The following is a 19,016-nucleotide window of genomic DNA, read 5'->3' on the forward strand; positions in this document are numbered from 1 at the left end:
ATGGGTATTGCGTCTATTTTCAAGCATCCGGCGGGCGTAAGTCACCAGAAAGACACAACTTTACACAATTGGAAATCTGACTGACGGAAGGATGCAGAACAAAAAGAAACAGGCACAATTTCTTGTGCCTGTTGGGAGGTTATTTTGCCGGAGCGGGCTGTACGGCTGGTTTCTCTTTTTCCTGATTCGCAAGGTCGAGAGCAATATGCACCGTCTCGTCCAGATACGGATCCGGCTCCTGGTAATCTTTTGGCAGATCGTCCAGTTTCTTGAGCAGAGACTTGCCTTCGCGCTTGAAGCGATCGTTGATACGCGCCAGGCGGGTTGCATCGTCTTCGTTGTTCTCTTTCTCACGCTGTGCGTAGTTCAGAGAAACGATATTCCGCTTATCTTTCAGGGCATTGAATCGTGCAATGTCCTTCATGATGTACTGGAACTCCGGATCTTTCGCGATGCGGTCGTTATGCGCTTTCAGCAGTTCTGGGCCAAATTGCGTCATATCACCCGCTTTCACGTAGGTCGCGGCATTGATGCTGTCCCACGGCAAGGCGTTATCTTCAAACTTCTCGCCGGTTTCCGTCTCTTCCGTGCCTGTCGGCATCATGATGTCCGGCGTTACGCCCTTACGCTGCGTACTGCCGCCGTTCACGCGGTAGAATTTCTGAATGGTGTACTGAACCGAGCCCAGCGCCGGCCATTCCGGACGCAGCATCTGATCGTAAATACGATTCAGAGAGCGATACTGCTGAACGGTGCCTTTCCCGAAGGTTGGCTCACCGACAATCAGCGCGCGGCCATAGTCCTGCATTGCAGCGGCAAAGATTTCAGACGCCGAAGCACTGAAGCGGTCAACCAGGACCACCAGCGGGCCTTTGTAGTAGACCACACCGTCGTTGTCGGCATCTTCACGCACTTTACCGTTGTTATCGCGCACCTGAACCACAGGACCCGATGGAATGAACAGACCGGAAAGTGAAACCGCTTCCGTCAGCGCACCGCCGCCGTTACTGCGCAGGTCGATGATAATGCTGCTGACGTTCTGCTTTTCAAGCTTCTGCAACTGAACCTTCACATCGTCAGTCAGCCCCACGTAGAAGCCAGGAATATCCAGAACACCCACCTTCTCTTTACCCACGGTTTTCACCGACATTTTCACGGCGCGGTCTTCAAGACGGATACGCTCACGGGTCAGGGTAACGATACGGGTTTTGGTGCCTTTACCAGCAGGCAGAATTTCCAGACGAACCTTGCTGCCTTTCGGACCTTTGATCAGCGCAACCACGTCATCGAGACGCCAGCCGATCACGTCGACCATGTTCTGGCCGGTTTGTCCTACACCCACAATGCGATCGCCTACGCTAATCGCTTTGCTTTTAGATGCCGGGCCACCCGCGACCATCGAATTGATCACCGTGTAATCATCGTCCATCTGCAGCACCGCGCCGATACCTTCCAGAGACAGGCTCATCTCGGTATTGAACTGTTCGGTGTTGCGCGGAGAGAGATAGTTGGTGTGCGGATCGATTTCGTGAGCAAAGGCGGTCATGGCCAGCGAGAAGACATCCTCACTGTTGGTCTGGGCCAGACGACGAATGGCGAATTTGTAACGACGCGTCAGCGTGTCACGGATCTCTTTTTCGTCTTTGCCGGTCAGCTTAAGACTCAGTTCGTCGTATTTAACTTTACCGTCCCACAGCGCATTCAACTCGGCTTCATCTTTCGGCCAGGGTGCTTTACTGCGATCCAGATTAAAGGTGTCAGTGCCGGTGAAGTCCATCGGACGTTCCAGCACTTTCAGCGCGTACTGATAGCGTTCAAAGCGGCGCTTTTGCGACAGGTTGTAGAGATCGTAGAACAGATCCAGCTTGCCTGAACGCAACTCGTCACCCACCTCGGATTTGCGCTTAGCGAACTGCTCGACATCGCTGGCGAGCAAAACGTTATGGCTGTAATCCAGCAAGTTCAGATAGCGGTCAAAGATTTTGGCCGAAAAGGCCTGATCGAGATCGAACTGACGATAGTGCGAGCGGGTAAAACGTGAGGTCACGCGCTCGCTCACCGTCGCGTGCTGCGTCTCTTCCTTGAGTAACGGAATTTGATCAACACGCGTGATATCGTCCACTGCAAAAGCGTGACCTGTTATGGCAAACAGGCCCGCCAGCGCGGTGAGCTTAAAAAAAGTGTTCATGCCAGGCTTGGCCTCCGTTTCAGAACAACAAGTGTTCTGCGCGTACAATCATTGACATACCAGAAGTCAGCTGTACACGAACGCCATCTTTGGTGATTTCCAGTACGGTGGCGTCCATAGCATTGTTACCCGCTTTTACCTTCAGCGCCTGACCTACGCTCAGGGCGTTAATGTCAGAAACCGGCGTATGGCGCGGCTCTTCACGAGGGGCACGCGGGGCTTTTGCTGCTGGTTTGTCTGCACGCGGTTTGCGATCGTTATTATCGTGACGACGCGGCGCAGGGCGTGGTTTACGCTCACGACGAGGCGCTTCTTCCTGGCCGTTTGCCGCAGCGGCTTCGCGTTTTTTCGCCTGCTGTTCTGCACGTTGTGCCTGAACGCGTGCTTTGGCTTCTTCAAGCTGCTTGCGCGCGTGCTCAACGTGCTGCTCGTCCAGCTCACCACACGGGTTGCCGTCGAGATCCACGCGGGTCGCGCCAGCTTTGATACCGTACAGGTAACGCCAGCTCGAAGTATAAAGACGTAAGGCGGAACGCAGCTGAGTTTTGCTGAGGTTCATTTCCCCTTCAACACGCGCCACCAGATCCTGAAAAATACCGACTTTCAGGGGACGAGCTTCACCTTCCGCGCTGAAGCACTGCGGGAAACGCTCGGCCAGAAATGCGATAACTTCTTTACTGCTATTCAACTTAGGTTGATTTTCCATGAAATTTCCTGATTACAACGGACGTTGCCAACAAGCGCAGGCATGAACAGGCGTCATTATAATGACGCTATCAGTAAATGCTACGTTATCCGTTGATTATCCTGCGACGCTCGCAAAGAATTTTTGATAATCGGTTGCAGCGAGTACGTTTTCCAGATTCGCCACCAGCTCGCGTAGCCCCTGTTCGTCCTCGGTTGTAAAGCGACTGAAGACCGTGCTGTCGATATCCAGAACGCCAATAATCTGATTTTTCACCACCAGCGGCAGAACGATTTCAGAATTACTGGCAGCATCACAGGCAATGTGCCCGTCAAACGCATGAACGTCTTCCACACGTTGGACCTGATTCTCAGCCACCGCCGTGCCGCATACGCCACGCCCTACCGGAATACGCACGCAGGCCAGTTTGCCCTGGAACGGACCGAGCACCAGAGTTTCACCTTCCAGGAGGTAAAAGCCAGCCCAGTTCACGTCAGAGAGACGTTCAAACAGCAATGCGCTAGTATTTGCCAGAGTGGCTAAGAAGCTGGTCTCACCCGCCATCAATGCCTTAAAATCGCGGTTCAGATCCGCGTAGAATTCTGTTTTGTTCATTATTCAATCACTTAGTTGTCTTACAAATTTACCGCATAGCCTATTAAAATAAGCATTAAATGCGCTCATGCTCAAGATGAATCCGTTCATGAGTTATTATAACTTTCAACAATACTTATTTGTGCGCAGCTGATGGCCTTAAAAACAACCAAAATTACGCCGACAAGAAAGATAACTGTCCATACGGTAAGCGAAGCTTTGCCACGTGCACATTATCAGCGTTGCCCCCAGTGCGATACGCTTTTTATGTTGCCGAAGATGAAATCGCACCAAAGTGCCTTTTGTCCGCGCTGCGACGCAAAAATTCGCGATGGCCGCGACTGGTCGCTAACCCGTCTCGCCGCCATGGCCGTCACCATGCTGCTGCTGATGCCCTTCGCCTGGAGCGAACCGCTGCTGAAACTCTACCTGCTTGGCGTGCGCATTGACGCCAACGTACTGCAGGGTATCTGGCAGATGACCCGTCAGGGGGATCCCATCACCGCTGCCATGGTGCTGTTCTGCACCGTTGGCGCGCCGCTGGTGCTGGTCGCCGCCATTGCCTATCTTTGGTTTGGCAATATTCTCGGCATGAACCTCCGCCCGGTGCTGCTGATGCTCGATAAGCTCAAAGAGTGGGTGATGCTGGATATCTATCTGGTGGGCGTGGGCGTTGCGTCAATAAAGGTACAGGACTACGCCTTTTTGCAGCCCGGCATCGGACTCTTTGCTTTCATCAGCCTGGTATTGCTGAGCATACTGACGCTTATCCACCTGAACGTTGAACAGCTCTGGGAACGATTTTACCCTCAGCGCCCCGCCACGCGTCCTGATGAAAATCTGCGCGTATGTCTGGGATGTCACTATACCGGCTTTCCCGACGCGCGTGGGCGCTGCCCGCGGTGCCACATTCCGTTGAGACTGCGGCGCAACAACAGCCTGCAAAAATGCTGGGCCGCGCTGATCGCCTCCCTGGTGTTTCTGATCCCAGCCAATATGCTGCCGATTTCCATCATTTACGTGAATGGCGGGCGTCAGGAGGATACTATCCTCTCCGGGATTATCTCCCTTGCGCACAGCAACGTCGGGGTAGCGGCGATCGTCTTTATTGCCAGTATCCTGGTTCCCTTTACCAAAGTGGTGGTGATGTTTACCCTGCTCATCAGCATTCACTTTAAGTGTGAACAAGGCTTACGGACCCGCATTCTGCTGCTGCGGTTCGTCACCTGGATTGGCCGCTGGTCAATGTTAGATCTGTTCGTGATTTCGCTGATGATGTCGCTCATCAATCGCGACCAGCTACTTGCTTTTACAATGGGACCCGCGGCTTTTTATTTCGGCTCTGCGGTGATATTGACTATTCTTGCTGTGGAATGGCTGGATAGCCGCTTACTTTGGGATGCACATGAGTCAGGAAACCCCCGCTTCGCCGACTGAAGCGAGAATTAAAACAAAACGCCGCATTTCGCCATTCTGGTTGCTGCCCGTCATCGCCCTGATGATTGCAGGCTGGCTTATCTGGACGAGCTATGAAGATCGCGGGAGTACCGTCACCATTGATTTCCAGACCGCCGACGGCATCGTCGCCGGACGAACGCCCGTTCGCTTCCAGGGGGTTGAAGTGGGTACGGTTCAGGACATCTCCCTTGGAAAAGGGCTGAACAAGATTCAGGTGCGGGTCAGTATTAAATCTGACATGCAGGATGCCCTGCGCAGCGAAACGCAGTTCTGGCTGGTGACGCCGAAAGCCTCTCTGGCCGGCGTGTCCGGGCTGGATGCGCTCGTGGGCGGTAACTATATTGGCATGATGCCGGGTAAAGGAGAGCCGCAGGATCACTTTGTTGCCCTGGATACACAGCCCAAGTACCGCCTCAACAACGGCGATTTAATGATCCACCTGCAGGCGCCGGATCTCGGTTCTCTGAACAGCGGTTCGCTGGTCTATTTCCGCAAAATCCCGGTTGGCCGCGTGTACGATTACGCGATTAACCCGAATAAACAGGGCGTCACCATCGACGTGCTGATCGAGCGCCGCTTCACCAATCTGGTGAAAAAAGGCAGCCGCTTCTGGAACGTCTCCGGCGTGGATGCGGACGTCAGCCTGAGCGGTGCGAAAGTGAAGCTGGAGAGTCTGGCCGCGCTGGTGAATGGTGCCATTGCCTTTGACTCACCGGAAAACTCAAGCCCTGCCACCGCTGATGATTCATTTGGATTGTACGCTGACCTGGCGCACAGCCAGCGCGGCGTGCTCGTCAAACTCGCCCTGCCCGATGCTAAGGGGCTAAAAGCGGGTTCGACGCCGCTGATGTATCAGGGGTTGCAGGTTGGTCAGCTCACCAAAATGACGCTCAACCCGGGCGGCTCGGTCACCGGCGAAATGACTGTCGACCCGAGCGTGGTCGATCTCCTGCGCGAGAAAACGCGTATCGAAATGCGCAGTCCAAAGCTCTCTCTGAACGATGCCAGCCTCAGCACGCTGTTGACCGGCAATACGTTTGAGCTCATCCCCGGCGAAGGCGAGCCCAGCAATAGCTTCGTGATTGCACCGGCGGATAAATCCCTGCTGCAAAAGCCGGGCGTAGTGACCGTCACCCTGAATGCGCCAGAAAGTTACGGTATCGAAGCCGGACAGCCGTTAATTTTACACGGCGTGCAGGTCGGCCAGGTGCTGGAGCGTAAGCTGTCCGCGGATGGCGTGACGTTCTCTGTCGCCATCGATCCGCAGTACAGCGACCTGGTGCACGGTGACAGCAAATTCGTGGTGAACAGTCGCGTCGACGTGAAGGTGGGTCTGGACGGCGTGGAGTTCCTCGGTGCCAGCGCCAGCGAATGGGTTAACGGCGGTATCCGCATTCTGCCCGGCGATAAAGGCCCCGTGCGGGACAGCTATCCGCTGTATGCCAACCTGGAGAAAGCGATTGAAAACAGCCTGAGCGATCTTCCTACCACCACGCTGACGCTGAGCGCCGAGACGCTGCCGGACGTACAGGCGGGATCCGTGGTGCTGTATCGCAAGTTTGAAGTTGGGGAAGTGATCGCCGTTCGCCCGCGTGCGGACGCGTTTGATATCGAACTGCATATCAAGCCGGAGTATCGCAAGCTGCTGACGCCAAACAGCGTCTTCTGGGCCGAAGGCGGCGCGAAAGTTCAGCTTAACGGTAACGGCCTGACCGTGCAGGCCTCCCCGCTCTCACGCGCGCTGCGCGGGGCGATTAGCTTCGATAACCTCAGCGGCGCGGGTGCGAATCTGCGCAAAGGCGATAAGCGTATTCTCTTCCCGTCCGAAACCGCCGCACGCGCCGTGGGTGGACAGATTACCCTGCACGCGTTTGATGCTGGCAAGCTGGCGGAAGGTATGCCAATCCGCTATCTCGGCATTGATATCGGGCAGATCCAGAAGCTGACGCTGATTACCTCGCGCAACGAAGTGCAGGCCACCGCCGTGCTGTACCCGGAATATGTGCAGACCTTCGCCCGGACGGGTTCGCGCTTCTCGGTGGTGACGCCGCAGATCTCGGCCGCGGGCGTTGAGCATCTCGACACCATCCTGCAGCCGTACATCAACGTTGAGCCGGGCCAGGGCAATGCCCGTCGCGATTTCGAGCTGCAGGAAGCCACGATCACCGACTCGCGCTACCTTGGCGGCCTGAGCATCGTGGTGGAAGTGCCGGAAGCGGGCTCGCTGAGCATCGGCACCCCGGTACTGTTCCGCGGCATTGAAGTGGGTACGGTTACGGGCCTGACGCTCGGTACGCTCTCCGACCGCGTGATGGTGGCGTTACGCATCAGCGAGCGCTACCAGCACCTGGTCCGTAATAACTCGGTATTCTGGCTGGCATCCGGCTATTCGCTGGACTTTGGCCTGACGGGAGGCGTGGTGAAAACCGGCACCTTCAACCAGTTCATTCGCGGCGGTATCGCGTTTGCCACGCCGCCGGGCACGCCGCTGGCGCCAAAAGCGCAGCCGGGTAAACACTTCCTGCTGCTCGAAAGCGAACCGAAAGAGTGGCGCGAATGGGGAACCGCCCTGCCGCGTTAATCTGAAAGGCTCCGGTGTCAACGCACCGGAGCCTTTATGTTACACTGCGCACCTGAACTTTTCCCTGTGGTGTGCCCGTGGCTCAAAACTCCGTATTTCTTCCTGAACAATTCCTGGCGCAGATGCGCGAGGCGCTTCCCTCTCACCTGTCGTTAGACGATTTTATCGCCGCCTGCCAGCGTCCGTTACGCCGAAGTATTCGCGTCAACACGCTGAAAATCAGCGTCGATGATTTTCTGGCGCTGGTCTCGCCGTACGGCTGGCAGCTTACGCCGGTCCCGTGGTGCGCCGAGGGGTTCTGGATCGAACGCGATGACGAAGCCTCGCTGCCGCTGGGCAGTACCGCTGAACATCTGAGCGGTCTGTTCTATATTCAGGAAGCCAGCTCGATGCTGCCGGTGGCCGCCCTGTTTGCCGATGGAAATGCGCCCGAGCGCGTGATGGATGTTGCCGCTGCGCCCGGCTCAAAAACCACGCAAATTGCCGCGCGGATGGGTAACCACGGGGCGATCCTCGCCAACGAGTTTTCCGCCAGCCGCGTGAAGGTGCTGCATGCCAACATCAGCCGCTGCGGTATTCATAATGTTGCCCTGACGCACTTCGACGGACGCGTGTTTGGCGCCGCCTTACCGGAAGCCTTCGATGCCATTCTGCTGGACGCCCCCTGCTCCGGCGAAGGGGTGGTGCGTAAAGATCCCGATGCGTTAAAAAACTGGTCCGTGGAAAGCAACCTGGAGATCGCCGCCACGCAGCGCGAGCTGATCGAGAGCGCATTTCACGCGTTGCGCCCCGGCGGCACGCTGGTCTATTCAACGTGCACCTTAAACCGCGATGAAAACGAAGACGTTTGCCTGTGGCTGAAAGCGAATTACCCGGATGCCGTGGAGTTTCTGCCGCTTAACGATCTGTTCGCCTCGGCACAGGAGGCGGTCACGCCGGAGGGTTTCCTCCACGTGTTCCCGCAGATTTACGACTGCGAAGGGTTCTTTGTGGCGCGTCTGCGTAAAACGCAGGCCGTTGAGCCCCTGCCCACGCCTAAATTTAAGGTCGGCAACTTCCCGTTTGCTCCCCTTAAAGGTCGCGATGCAGCACAGCTTGAAGCCGCCGCCAAAAAGGTTGGGCTGGTCTGGGATGAGAGTCTGCACCCCTGGATGCGTGATAAAGAGATATGGCTGTTCCCCGCACAGATCGAGCCGCTCATCGGAAAGGTCCGTTTTTCGCGAATCGGGATCCGCCTGGCAGAAGTGCATAACAAAGGCTATCGCTGGCAGCATGAGGCCGTTATCGCCCTTGCCGGTCGCGAGAATACCTTTGCCCTGACGCATCAGGAAGCCGAAGAGTGGTACCGTGGTCGCGATGTCTATCCGGACAGCACGCCATCAGGCGATGAAGTGATAGTGACATATCAGGGATATCCGCTGGGGCTGGCAAAAAAAGTCGGCTCAAGGCTGAAAAACAGCTATCCGCGCGAGCTGGTTCGGGATGGCCGCCTGTTTACCGGTAACTATCGCACAGCCTGAAAAAAAGCGCATTTTTTTACTGGCGATTTTGCTCTCCTTGTCTACGATCAAAAATGGGTGATCGCACTGGTCATACCAGATTTTGACAACCGACCCGGAGAGCACTATGACGAAAACCAGCGTGCGTATTGGCGCTTTTGAGATCGACGACGCAGAGCTGCGCGGCGAAGCACAAGGCGATCGAACGTTAAGTATTCCCTGCAAATCCGACCCGGATTTGTGCATGCAGCTCGATGCATGGGATGCAGACACCAGCGTCCCGGCAATACTTGATGGCGAACATTCTGTCCTTTACCGTGAGCATTACGATAGTAAAACCGATGCCTGGGTCATGCGTCTTGCCTGACCTAAAGAGAACCCGCCCGAAGGCGGGTTATTTATTACTGCAGCTGCGCCAGCGTGAAGTAACCGTCGAAAACAGCCCCCGTATCAATGTAGTGAAGATTATTAAAATCGTATCTTCTGTCGAGGGGCGTATGCCCAAACCAGAAATGATCCGCGCCGCTGATGCCCTCTCCTTTACCCACCATAAATCCCATCAGCCTGTCGCGGTTCCATAAGACGCGCTGAGCGCTAACCGGTTTTTGCCACCGGTATTCCGCGGCCGGATAATCAGCATGGGCAATCACATTCAGACCGTTCGCACAGGTTATCTCGATGATATGTGGTAAATCGCGACAGGCGTCGAGCAACGACAGGGCAAGCTGCTGCTGGTCGCGTTCAAGATGCGAAAACCATATTCCACCATTCATCGTCCAGAGAGAAAAATCGTTATTATCCAGACTGTCGAGAGCCATTTGCTCATGGTTTCCCCGCACGGCACGAAACCATTTTTCATGAATTAACTGCAGACATTTAACGCTATCAGGGCCACGGTCGATCACATCCCCGACTGAAATAAGTAAATCCTCATATGGGTTAAAATGACGGCGTTTAAGCTCATCCATAAGCCACTGGTAACAACCGTGTATATCGCTGACAACCCAGACGTGACGCCACATCCCACCTTCAATTCGCTGATACATAGGACCTCCTTTAAACAGTATAGCCGCCGCAGAAAAGGCAACAGACAGGCGCGGTCATCACGAAGTCAAACAAACGGTAAACCAAACAGAAATAAAGATCCTCGCGCTATTAATCCCTTTTTATTGGCTCTTTAGAATAAGGGTATAAAAAAAGAGGGGTCTTCACGTGTCTAATACGCACCTGCATAACGATGTTTTTTATCCGCATCGCACAAATATTATTTCCGAGCTGGTGAACGGCAAACGCGTGCCGGGTCCGATCTGGCGCAAACGCGAATATCGTCTGAAGTTCCTTTTACGCTCGCTTCTGTTCTGGTCTTCCACCCATCGCATGCTGGAAGCCCTTTCGGGTCGCGACGATTTCGACAGGCTGCTGGCCTCTCAAATTACGTTGCCCAGCAAGACCCACCGACAGTATCTGATGCGCGGCCTGACGGCTAACGATCGCGCCGACGCTATCGTCAATCATTACTACTGGATTGATAGCCTGAAAGAGAGCGGTCTCGCTCAGGCCCTGACGAGCCCGCAGGAGCAAACCGTTGTGCAGTTCCATGCTAAAGACGGTGTAACCTATACGGTCAATGCTTCCTCTGCGGGAAAAGCCGAGCGCGAAGGAGAAAGCACGCTGTGGCTACACGACAACGAGGATACGCTGCTGGCCAGCCTGACCTTTAGCGTCGCACGCAGCAATGGTCAGCAAGTGATGGTCATTGGCGGGCTTCAGGGGCCCCGTCGCTGCGTATCGCGAGACGTCATTAAACAGGCCACCCGCGCCTGCCACGGCCTGTTCCCTAAGCGCGTGTTGATGGAAGTTCTTTTTCAGCTGGCTGCGCAGTCATCTGTCCGGGCGATTTTTGCCGTCAGCGATGAAGGGCACGTTTTCCGCGCGTTGCGATATCGCCTGAGCAAAGGCCGCCATTTCCACGCCAGCTACGATGAATTTTGGGCATCTCTGGACGGTAAAAAGCTCTCAGCTTTTTGCTGGCAGCTGCCGCTGCAGATGGAGCGTAAATCCCTTGAAGAAATTGCCAGTAAAAAACGCGCCGAATACCGCCGTCGCTTTGAGCTGCTCGATGAAATAGAGGCGTCCGTGAAGTCCCGCTTTTAAGCCTGGCTGGCGTCTTCGCTCACTGCATATCGGATGCATTCCGTTTTAAAAAGCATGATAAAGCAGTGCACTATTGCACAGGGCGAGGGCGCTCAGTTAGCATTGCGCGAAATGAAACCGGCGAATGCGTTGGGAAGAGCGCAATGTGGGCGCAAAAATGAGGGACTTCGGTAATGATCTATGACTGCTTCTTATATTACGATGAAGATATGCTTCTCGAAATCAGGCTAAACACGCTCGCGGACGTTGTCGACCGCTTCGTTATCGTTGAGTCAACGCATACCTTTACCGGTAAAAAGAGGCCGCTGCATTTTGACATTAATAAATACAGCCAGTTTAAAGATAAAATTATATACGTTGTTCATGATAAAGAGCCGATTACGAAAGCCGCTGAAGAATCACACCAGGCTCGGGAGGTGATTCCGGGTCTGCCAGTGGGAATGGAGGTGGATGCGTGGGCAAATGAAGCCGCGCAGAGGAATGCCATCATGCAGGGTTTGACGCAGGCCAGCGATGATGATTTGATTTTAGTTTCCGATGTCGATGAGATATTTTCACCACAGGTGGTAGCATCGATAAATCCCAAAAAGCTCTGCACCACTATTTATCAGAATTTCTATAATTATCAGTTCAACCTGCAGGTTTTTAATACTGACAACACGCCAAGAAAATGTAAATTGCCGAGAGCCACACAATATAAAAACCTCGTTAGTTTCTTTGGCGGCGAGCCTGAATCATTCAGGAATCTTAAACGCACCCGAAGCGTTAAAAACTGGTCCTGGCTAAAGTGGAACTGGTTCAAGATTAACAACAGCATTATTGACAATGGTGGCTGGCACTTCTCATGGGTAATGACACCCGAGCGCATCTCAGAAAAAATGTCGACCATATCCCATACTGAATATGATCTTCCTGAGTTTAACAACCCGGAACACATCATGAAGGTCATTAAAAATGCGGAAGATATCTGGGGACGCGACAGGACGTTAGCCAGGCAAGAGCTGACGGTTGAAAACTTCCCGGAGTACATTGTCCGCCACAAAGATAAATTCAGCGCGTTCATTATTTAACTTATGGGCTGCCCTTTTGCTGGCCGGAAGACTTTTGCTTAGCGATCTCTCGGACACAAAATTTTAACAAAGATCCCAAAAAACCCTGGACGCACGCGGTCCTGAGTATGTTATGGTTTAGACAGGATATGGAATGTTCGAGTAATTTTCGGGGGATTTTGTGTTGAGACCGAAAAAACCCTTGAGAAACAAATAGATAAAAAGAGACCGAATACGATTCCTGTATTCGGTCCAGGGAAATGGCTCTTGGGAGAGAGCCGTGCGCTAAAAGTTGGCATTAATGCAGGCTAAGTCGCCTTGCCTTTTAAGAATAGATGACGACGCCAGGTTTTCCAGTCCACAGCTAAAGCGGCCGGAAAAAAAGCGCCAGAGCATCATTAAAAGTGAAAAACCGCAGTGCTTTCGCAAGCATCTGCGGTTTTTTATTGGAAACCCGAACGTTAGCAGAGCTTGTCGGCGCGCTCGATAAACGGTGCCAGACTCATTTTTTGTCCCGGATGCGACGGGTCATCGATTTGAATAATGCTAATCGGCTGGCCGCTGCTCTTGCCGCTGGCTACCTGCTGCTCTGCGGTATCATTCAGCGGGTATTGCACCAGCGTGCTCGGATTGATGGCATACAGCGCATGGCCCGGACGGCAGGTCAGCATCACCTCTTCGCGATTGAACGCCCATTTGTCCTTACCCACTTCGAAACGGCTCACGGTGATGACCTGCGGTGCGGCAAACGCGCTCCCCGTACAGGCCAGCAATAAAAGAGAAAGTACTGTCTTTTTCATATGATATTTAACCTTGTCAGAAGGGTTCCCAAGTGGCAAACAGACTGACCGTTGCCAGCACCAGCGCTCCCAGCACCACTTCTGCCTGTGTCATCCTGATAAAAATCTGCTTTGCTCGCCCGGTCTCCGGACGAAACCGTGGCACCAGAAAATACCTATTTGCCAGCGCAATTACCACCATCAACGCCACCAGCGCACATTTGAACAACAAAAACTGCACGTAGCCAGCCTGCCAGGGAATATCGAGGCCCAGTATCATGAGTGCATTTATCACCCCGGATAGCAGCACGCCCGCAACGGCGTAATGCCCCACGCGCGAGAAGCGCATCATGGTAAAAATGGCGGCATTCTGCCAGCGCCCTTTCGCCAGTCGCATGCAGAACAGCAGGGGCAGTAATCCGCCAAGCCAGGTGGCGGCACAGATCAGGTGAAAAGCATAATTAAGACGCTGCAGCGCCCCCATCGGACCGTCGTTCATCGCCGCGTGACCTACCCCAGCCAGCAGGATAAGCTGGCCCATTGCGAGCAGCAGCAGACGCGAACCTTTCAGCGGCGCGAGCCATGCGGCACTGACCGTTATCGCAGCGAGGATCATTTGCCACAGCCAGACGCCGCCAAACCGGGTCCCCATTACGCTGAACCAGACCTGTGGCGCAAACACATCTTCCCAGCCGTTGCCCATCAATCCGCCCTGCAGCACAAACATCAGGACCGCAGCAGCCAGGCTCACTAAGGCCGCCACTTTATGCTGCGACTGAAAACGCCGGGACAGCAGACGGTGGAGAGAGGAAGGCGCAAACCAGACGCTGTAAAGCGCATTGCCAAACACCAGCATCAGAGCCCCGAAATGGATAAAGCGTAACCCGATATAACACAGCGCCAGCATGCTATTTCACGCTAAAGTGATAGCTGCCTTTGGTTTTATGGCCGTCCACGGAGACAACATGCCAGTCCACCTGGTAAGTCCCTGATGCCAGCGTTTGTTCCAGCGGCACGGTAAGCTGAGCTTTGTTCTTTTCGCCGCGCGTTGCGGTTCCGGTTTTGATGACCTGGTTTTGCGCATCCGTTACCACCACACCGCTAAAACCAGGTTCGATACCTTCCGAAAAATTCAGCGTAAGTGCCTGCGGTGCGGTCACCACGCTGTCTGCTGCCGGGATCTGCTGTTTAAGATGTGCATGTGCCAGCACGGAGGGCGTCATCATTGTCGAGGCCACAAAAACCAGTGCGCATACTGCGCGGGAAGCGGAGAAACCCATCCAATCATTCCTTTTTGTTATGTCTGTATGCTAAAGAATAACGCTGTATAATAAACGAGTCGAGGATCATCCTGCCTCTGCTTGTCATCATCGTGCAATCGCGGTAACGTTGCCGCCGCATAAAAAGGAGAAGGTAATGAAGATCAATCTGGCCGCCCTTCCGCAGGACGAAATGGATAAAGTGAATGTCGATCTCGCTGCCGCTGGCGTCGCGTTCAAAGAGCGTTACAACATGCCCATCGTGGCTGAAGTCGTGGAACGGGAACAGCCGGCCCATCTGCGCGACTGGTTTCGCGAAAGACTCATCGCCCACCGTCTTGCCTCGGTCAATCTCTCCCGTTTACCGTACGAGCCTAAAGTTAAATAAGCTTAACGAGTCGTTACACTTCCTTACGCGGAATCTGGCAGGATAAGAAAACCCTGATTATTTTGGGTGTATTCTTAAATCTCTGCGACTCAGTGTATAAGGAAGTCACGATGTCACATTGGAATATAGCGGCAGCCCAGTATGGCGGGCTGCATCAGACTGTGGATGACCATGTTACGCACCACCTGCGCTTCATCGCCGAAGCAGCACGGCAGCGGTGCGAACTGCTGGTTTTCCCTGAACTCTCATTAACGGGCTCTGGCGCGCCGACGTTACCTCCCCCGCCCGGTGACGCGCAGCTGGAACCGCTGCTTAACGCGGCACATCTACACCAGATTACCGTTATTGCCGGGCTCCCCCTGGAACAGAATGGCCAGCGCCAGAAAGGCCTCGTGCTGTTTTCGCCCGCTCGCCATCGCATTTTGCGCTATCCGCAAGGGCGCGGAGCGAGCCTGGTGCCGGGAGATAAACACCTTACCATCCTTGATGCATATCCCGATTCCCCCAATCTCGATCCCCGGGCAACGCTTGTTACCAGCTGCCAGTCCGTGGGGGATCATCGCTGGCGGCAGTCCATCAGTAACCTGCAGCGCTTCGCGCATAAATATGCCATTGCGGTGCTGATGGCGAACGCCTGCGGCGGCAGCGCGCTGTGGGATGAAAAAGGCCAGCTGGTCGTGCGCGCGGATAAGGGCGAGCTTCTGGTGACCGGCACGCTCGGCGGAGAGGGTTGGCAAGGCGATATCATTCCTTTAGGCTAGGCGTTTTAAGCTCAGGAGTTTTCAATGCTGCGCGTCATCGATACCGAAACTTGCGATCTTCAGGGCGGAATAGTGGAAGTGGCCTCTGTCGACGTGGTTGACGGTAAAATCGTCAACCCCATGAGCCATCTGGTGCGTCCCGATCGCCCCATCAGCCCCCAGGCGATGGCTATCCATCGCATTACCGAATCGATGGTGGCGGACAAGCCGTGGATCGAAGAGATCATTCCGCACTACTACGGTAGCCCGTGGTACGTCGCGCATAACGCCAGCTTTGACCGCCGGGTGTTGCCTGAGATGCCGGGCGAATGGATTTGTACCATGAAGCTGGCGCGTCGCCTCTGGCCGGGGATTAAATACAGCAACATGGCGCTGTACAAGTCCCGTAAGCTCAGCGTCCGTACCCCTGAGGGGCTTCACCATCACCGCGCCCTGTATGACTGCTATATCACCGCCGCGCTGCTGATTGATATTATGAATATCTCTGGCTGGACGCCGGATGACATGGCGACGATCACCGGACGTCCCGCGCTGCTGACCACGTTTACCTTTGGTAAATATCGCGGGAAGCCGGTGTCCGAAGTGGCGGATAAAGATCCGGGCTATTTGCGCTGGCTGTATAACAACCTCGACAGAATGAGCCCGGAACTGCGCTTAACGCTGAAACATTATCTGGGCGATGCTTAACGCTCTGCACGGCCTGGCAAAGTTTCCTGCGCCAGGCCTATTAAAAAGGCATATTACAGGGCAACGCCTTCGTACGATTTAAATCGCCCCGATTTCCCTCCGTGTCCGGAATCCATATCGGTACACAGCAGCAGCAGATTGTCATCGGTTTTCAGCTCCCGCAGCTTTGCCACCCATTTTGCCGGCTCCCAGTATTGCACCTGAGAATCATGCAAACCGGTGGTGACCAGCATATGCGGGTAGGCTTTCGCCTCAACGTTATCGTACGGGCTGTACTCTTTCATATAGCGGTAGTACATCTCATCCTGCGGATTCCCCCACTCCTCAAACTCCCCGGTAGTAAGAGGAATGGATTCATCGAGCATGGTCGTGACCACATCGACAAACGGAACCTGCGCGACAATCCCCTTAAAACGGTCGGGACGCTGGTTGATTGCCGCCCCCATCAGCATGCCGCCCGCGCTGCCCCCCATCCCAAAGCAGAGCTGAGGATCGCCGTATCCCTGCTCAATCAGCGCATCGCAGACGTCGAGGTAGTCATTGAAGGTGTTTTTCTTTTTCAGGAATTTCCCGTCTTCATACCAGTGCTGTCCCAGCTCACCGCCGCCGCGAATATGGGCGATGGCGAAAACAAAACCGCGATCGAGCAGGCTTAAACGGCTGCTGCTGAAATCGGCGTCCATGCTTGAGCCATACGAGCCGTAGCCGTACACCAGAATCGGGTTTTTGCCTTTCTGGAAATGAGCCCGGTGGTAAACGAGAGAGACCGGCACCTCCACGCCATCACGGGCGGTGACCCACAGGTGCTCGCTGCGGTAGTTTTCGGACTCAAACCCTTTTACCTCGGTCTGTTTAATCACCTGGCGCTGCCCGGTGTCCATATCCAGCTCAAACAGGGTGTCCGGCGTGGTCATGGAAGAGTAGCCGTAGCGCAACCGCGACGATTCGGGTTCAGGGTTGAAACCAATCCACGTCACGTAGGCCGGGTCGTCGAACGCAATCCCCACCACTTCCCGGGTTTTACGGTTGATCTGCCGGATACTGGTCAGCCCGCGCTGACGCTCTTCCACCACCAGCCAGTCGGTAAACAGGGTGAATCCTTCGAGCATCACCTGATCCCGCGCGGGGATAAGCACCTCCCACTTGCGCTCATCGCGCACTTTGGTTTTATAGAGACCAAAGTTTTTGCCCTCGCGATTGGAGCGCAAATAAAAGCTGTGCTGGAAGTGATCCAGGCTGTACTCGTGATCCTTACGGCGCGGCAGGAAACAGAGCGGCTGGGCGTCCGGCAGTTCGGCATCCAGCAGCAGAACTTCCGACGTCGTCGCGCTGGCAAGGAAGATAATCACATAGTGGCGTGAGGAAGTTTTATGCAGGCTGACATAGAACGTTTCGTCTTTCTCTTCATAAACCAGCTCGTCGTCAGCGGAGTCCGTTCCCACAGTATGTCGCCACACCTGATAAGGCAGCAGCGTCGACGCATGCTTTTTGACGTAGTAAACCGTCTCGGAATCATTCGCCCAGACAAAATCCGGGGAGACGTTTTCCAGCATTTCCGGATACCAGTTGCCGGTGTCCAGATTGCGAAACCGCAGACCGTACTGGCGACGGGAGAGATAATCCTCCGCCAGCGCCATTACCGCGTTATCAGGCGAAATGGACATGCCGCCCAGGGTATAAAACTCGCTGTGGGCGGCGCGCTGGTTGGCATCCAGCAGAATATCCCACTCATCCCATTCGGCGCTTAACACCGACTGACGCTGGTAGATGGGATACTCATTGCCGGGCTCGTAGATATGGCGATAGCGATAGCCGTTTTTGGTCCAGGGCGCGGAGATATCGCGTTGGGGAATACGCTGCACCATTTCATTCAGCAGCTGGTCCTGAAGCGTCTGCTGGCTGGACATGACCTTGCGGCCATAGTCGTTTTCCTCGTGCAGGTAGTCGAGTACCTCTGGCCGGGAGCGAGAATCGTCCCGCAGCCAGTAATAGTTGTCTATACGCGTATCGCCATGCGTGGTGATCGCATAAGGAGTACGTCGGGCTTTCGGTGGCATGTCATCATTCTTTTAAGTTTTACACCCTATAAGGTTGGCAAAACCCACGCATGATGCAAGCGAAACAGCGTCGCGACGGCGAAGGTTAACCCTGTAACGCCTGTTTTTGCTCCCGGATATCCCGCTCAATGCCCTCGCGCACGTCCTGAGGGATCTTTAGCGCATCGCCCAGAGCGTTAAGGTAGCTGCGCTCCATAAAATGATCGATATCGATGGCGGCGCAGCTGAGGAAATAGAGCTCCAGCGCCTCTTCCTCATTTTTCACACTCTGCGCAAGACGCTGCGGCTCAAGCGGCTGTTCTATCGCCTGCGCCACCAGCGCTCTTCCCTTCTCTTCAACACCGGCCTCGCACAGCTGCTGCTCGATCGCCGATCGTTCTTTATCGTCAATATGCCCGTCGCTTTTCGCGGCAAAAACCAGCGCAAGAATGAGCCGTTCGGTACGCAGATCCAGCGGCGAGGTGTGCTCGCCGTAATGCGGTTCATCGCTGTGCGCGGTCCGTACCCTGTCCTTGTATTTATTCCACAGCACGGTGCCTGCGATGGCGCCGCCGCCGGCCAGCAGCGCGCCTGTACCATACTTTGCCAGCAGCTTGCGTGAGGATTTATTCGCGACCAGCAGGCCAGCCAGCCCGCCGAGCGCCCCGGGTACCAGCAGTTTGCTGAGGTCCCGCTCTCCAGAGGATGTTTTCTGCCCTAACAGGGATTGCAGTTGATTTAACCAGCCAGACATGGTTTCCCTCACTTAACGGTGAACATGTTCCACAGCGTAAGCGAGCGGGCGTCAGGAAACGTCTGGTCGGGCTAAAGATGCGCAAATTTCTGCCCCCTCCTGTAGCCGTGCACAAGACAGACGCAAACGTTTTCGTTTATACTG

At 54.7% G+C, this 19,016-nt stretch carries 18 protein-coding genes; 9 read left to right on the forward strand and 9 right to left on the reverse strand.

The annotated features are described in order from the left end of the window. Positions 1-139: 139 nt before the first annotated feature. From prc to DFO52_RS03730, 3 genes are all read right to left on the reverse strand, one after another. A complete protein-coding gene (gene prc, locus DFO52_RS03720) occupies positions 140-2,188 on the reverse strand; it encodes a carboxy terminal-processing peptidase (RefSeq protein WP_133549360.1) in 2,049 nt (682 codons plus the stop codon). A gap of 19 nt (positions 2,189-2,207) precedes the next feature. Continuing rightward, positions 2,208-2,894 (reverse strand): RNA chaperone ProQ, encoded by a 687-nt coding sequence (gene proQ, locus DFO52_RS03725; RefSeq protein ID WP_023336085.1) that lies wholly within the window; start codon positions 2,892-2,894, stop codon positions 2,208-2,210. A 96-nt stretch (positions 2,895-2,990) separates the two neighbouring features. Further along, a complete protein-coding gene (locus tag DFO52_RS03730; protein WP_008500476.1) occupies positions 2,991-3,488 on the reverse strand; it encodes a GAF domain-containing protein in 498 nt (165 codons plus the stop codon). Between the two features lie 132 nt (positions 3,489-3,620). Here DFO52_RS03730 and yebS point away from each other — a divergent pair, with 132 nt between their 5' ends. From yebS to DFO52_RS03750, 4 genes are all read left to right on the forward strand, one after another. After that, a complete protein-coding gene (yebS, locus tag DFO52_RS03735) occupies positions 3,621-4,904 on the forward strand; it encodes a membrane integrity lipid transport subunit YebS (protein ID WP_133549362.1) in 1,284 nt (427 codons plus the stop codon). After that, positions 4,873-7,506 (forward strand): PqiB family protein, encoded by a 2,634-nt coding sequence (locus DFO52_RS03740; RefSeq protein ID WP_047647457.1) that lies wholly within the window; start codon positions 4,873-4,875, stop codon positions 7,504-7,506. The genes yebS and DFO52_RS03740 overlap by 32 nt, the downstream gene beginning before the upstream one ends. A 71-nt stretch (positions 7,507-7,577) precedes the next feature. Next, complete coding sequence (gene rsmF / locus DFO52_RS03745; protein WP_208110465.1) at positions 7,578-9,026, forward strand: 16S rRNA (cytosine(1407)-C(5))-methyltransferase RsmF; 1,449 nt, start codon at positions 7,578-7,580, stop codon at positions 9,024-9,026. Between the two features lie 106 nt (positions 9,027-9,132). Then, a complete protein-coding gene (locus DFO52_RS03750) occupies positions 9,133-9,372 on the forward strand; it encodes a YebV family protein (protein WP_008500472.1) in 240 nt (79 codons plus the stop codon). Between the two features lie 34 nt (positions 9,373-9,406). Here DFO52_RS03750 and pphA read toward each other — a convergent pair whose 3' ends face one another. After that, complete coding sequence (pphA, locus tag DFO52_RS03755) at positions 9,407-10,051, reverse strand: protein-serine/threonine phosphatase (RefSeq protein WP_033145837.1); 645 nt, start codon at positions 10,049-10,051, stop codon at positions 9,407-9,409. 166 nt (positions 10,052-10,217) lie between these two features. Between pphA and DFO52_RS03760 the strand changes: the two genes are divergently transcribed. Further along, positions 10,218-11,159, forward strand: a complete 942-nt coding sequence (locus DFO52_RS03760; RefSeq protein ID WP_133549366.1) for a VirK/YbjX family protein — start codon at positions 10,218-10,220, stop codon at positions 11,157-11,159. A 173-nt stretch (positions 11,160-11,332) separates the two neighbouring features. Then, positions 11,333-12,229 (forward strand): benzoate transporter, encoded by an 897-nt coding sequence (locus DFO52_RS03765; protein ID WP_133549368.1) that lies wholly within the window; start codon positions 11,333-11,335, stop codon positions 12,227-12,229. Between the two features lie 440 nt (positions 12,230-12,669). Here DFO52_RS03765 and DFO52_RS03770 read toward each other — a convergent pair whose 3' ends face one another. From DFO52_RS03770 to yobA, 3 genes are read right to left on the reverse strand one after another with little or no spacing between them, the layout of a single operon-like run. Next, entirely contained in the window at positions 12,670-13,008 is a 339-nt protein-coding gene (locus DFO52_RS03770) for a YebY family protein (protein ID WP_045404471.1), read from the reverse strand. Positions 13,009-13,024: 16 nt separating this feature from the next. Continuing rightward, positions 13,025-13,894 carry a copper homeostasis membrane protein CopD gene (gene copD / locus DFO52_RS03775; protein WP_133549370.1) on the reverse strand — a complete coding sequence of 290 codons (870 nt, stop codon included), beginning with the start codon at positions 13,892-13,894 and terminating at the stop codon, positions 13,025-13,027. 1 nt (position 13,895) lies between these two features. After that, complete coding sequence (gene yobA, locus DFO52_RS03780) at positions 13,896-14,267, reverse strand: CopC domain-containing protein YobA (RefSeq protein WP_133549372.1); 372 nt, start codon at positions 14,265-14,267, stop codon at positions 13,896-13,898. A gap of 136 nt (positions 14,268-14,403) precedes the next feature. Here yobA and DFO52_RS03785 point away from each other — a divergent pair, with 136 nt between their 5' ends. The 3 genes from DFO52_RS03785 to exoX all read left to right on the forward strand — a co-directional run bounded on the left by DFO52_RS03785 (position 14,404) and on the right by exoX (position 16,082). After that, entirely contained in the window at positions 14,404-14,634 is a 231-nt protein-coding gene (locus DFO52_RS03785; protein WP_013096102.1) for a DNA polymerase III subunit theta, read from the forward strand. Between the two features lie 110 nt (positions 14,635-14,744). Further along, positions 14,745-15,395 carry a carbon-nitrogen hydrolase family protein gene (locus DFO52_RS03790; RefSeq protein WP_133549374.1) on the forward strand — a complete coding sequence of 217 codons (651 nt, stop codon included), beginning with the start codon at positions 14,745-14,747 and terminating at the stop codon, positions 15,393-15,395. 24 nt (positions 15,396-15,419) lie between these two features. Further along, positions 15,420-16,082 carry an exodeoxyribonuclease X gene (exoX, locus tag DFO52_RS03795; protein ID WP_010432611.1) on the forward strand — a complete coding sequence of 221 codons (663 nt, stop codon included), beginning with the start codon at positions 15,420-15,422 and terminating at the stop codon, positions 16,080-16,082. Between the two features lie 53 nt (positions 16,083-16,135). Here the strand turns inward: exoX and ptrB are convergent, their stop codons facing one another. Further along, a complete protein-coding gene (gene ptrB, locus DFO52_RS03800; RefSeq protein WP_133549376.1) occupies positions 16,136-18,139 on the reverse strand; it encodes an oligopeptidase B in 2,004 nt (667 codons plus the stop codon). A gap of 85 nt (positions 18,140-18,224) precedes the next feature. Continuing rightward, positions 18,225-18,872, reverse strand: coding sequence for a DUF533 domain-containing protein (locus DFO52_RS03805; RefSeq protein ID WP_133549378.1), 648 nt, complete (start codon positions 18,870-18,872; stop codon positions 18,225-18,227). Positions 18,873-19,016: the final 144 nt, after the last annotated feature.

The organism is Enterobacter sp. AG326, from assembly GCF_004362415.1.
GTDB lineage: Bacteria > Pseudomonadota > Gammaproteobacteria > Enterobacterales > Enterobacteriaceae > Enterobacter > Enterobacter asburiae.

Coding starts and splice junctions, on each gene's coding strand:
- proQ (WP_023336085.1), bottom strand. CDS start 2,894: ATGGAAAATCAACCTAAGTTGAATAGCAGTAAAGAAGTTATCGCATTT.
- prc (WP_133549360.1), bottom strand. CDS start 2,188: ATGAACACTTTTTTTAAGCTCACCGCGCTGGCGGGCCTGTTTGCCATA.
- yebS (WP_133549362.1), top strand. CDS start 3,621: ATGGCCTTAAAAACAACCAAAATTACGCCGACAAGAAAGATAACTGTC.
- DFO52_RS03740 (WP_047647457.1), top strand. CDS start 4,873: ATGAGTCAGGAAACCCCCGCTTCGCCGACTGAAGCGAGAATTAAAACA.
- DFO52_RS03765 (WP_133549368.1), top strand. CDS start 11,333: ATGATCTATGACTGCTTCTTATATTACGATGAAGATATGCTTCTCGAA.
- DFO52_RS03805 (WP_133549378.1), bottom strand. CDS start 18,872: ATGTCTGGCTGGTTAAATCAACTGCAATCCCTGTTAGGGCAGAAAACA.
- DFO52_RS03770 (WP_045404471.1), bottom strand. CDS start 13,008: ATGAAAAAGACAGTACTTTCTCTTTTATTGCTGGCCTGTACGGGGAGC.
- DFO52_RS03790 (WP_133549374.1), top strand. CDS start 14,745: ATGTCACATTGGAATATAGCGGCAGCCCAGTATGGCGGGCTGCATCAG.
- pphA (WP_033145837.1), bottom strand. CDS start 10,051: ATGTATCAGCGAATTGAAGGTGGGATGTGGCGTCACGTCTGGGTTGTC.
- DFO52_RS03750 (WP_008500472.1), top strand. CDS start 9,133: ATGACGAAAACCAGCGTGCGTATTGGCGCTTTTGAGATCGACGACGCA.
- copD (WP_133549370.1), bottom strand. CDS start 13,894: ATGCTGGCGCTGTGTTATATCGGGTTACGCTTTATCCATTTCGGGGCT.
- DFO52_RS03785 (WP_013096102.1), top strand. CDS start 14,404: ATGAAGATCAATCTGGCCGCCCTTCCGCAGGACGAAATGGATAAAGTG.
- DFO52_RS03730 (WP_008500476.1), bottom strand. CDS start 3,488: ATGAACAAAACAGAATTCTACGCGGATCTGAACCGCGATTTTAAGGCA.
- exoX (WP_010432611.1), top strand. CDS start 15,420: ATGCTGCGCGTCATCGATACCGAAACTTGCGATCTTCAGGGCGGAATA.
- ptrB (WP_133549376.1), bottom strand. CDS start 18,139: ATGCCACCGAAAGCCCGACGTACTCCTTATGCGATCACCACGCATGGC.
- yobA (WP_133549372.1), bottom strand. CDS start 14,267: ATGGGTTTCTCCGCTTCCCGCGCAGTATGCGCACTGGTTTTTGTGGCC.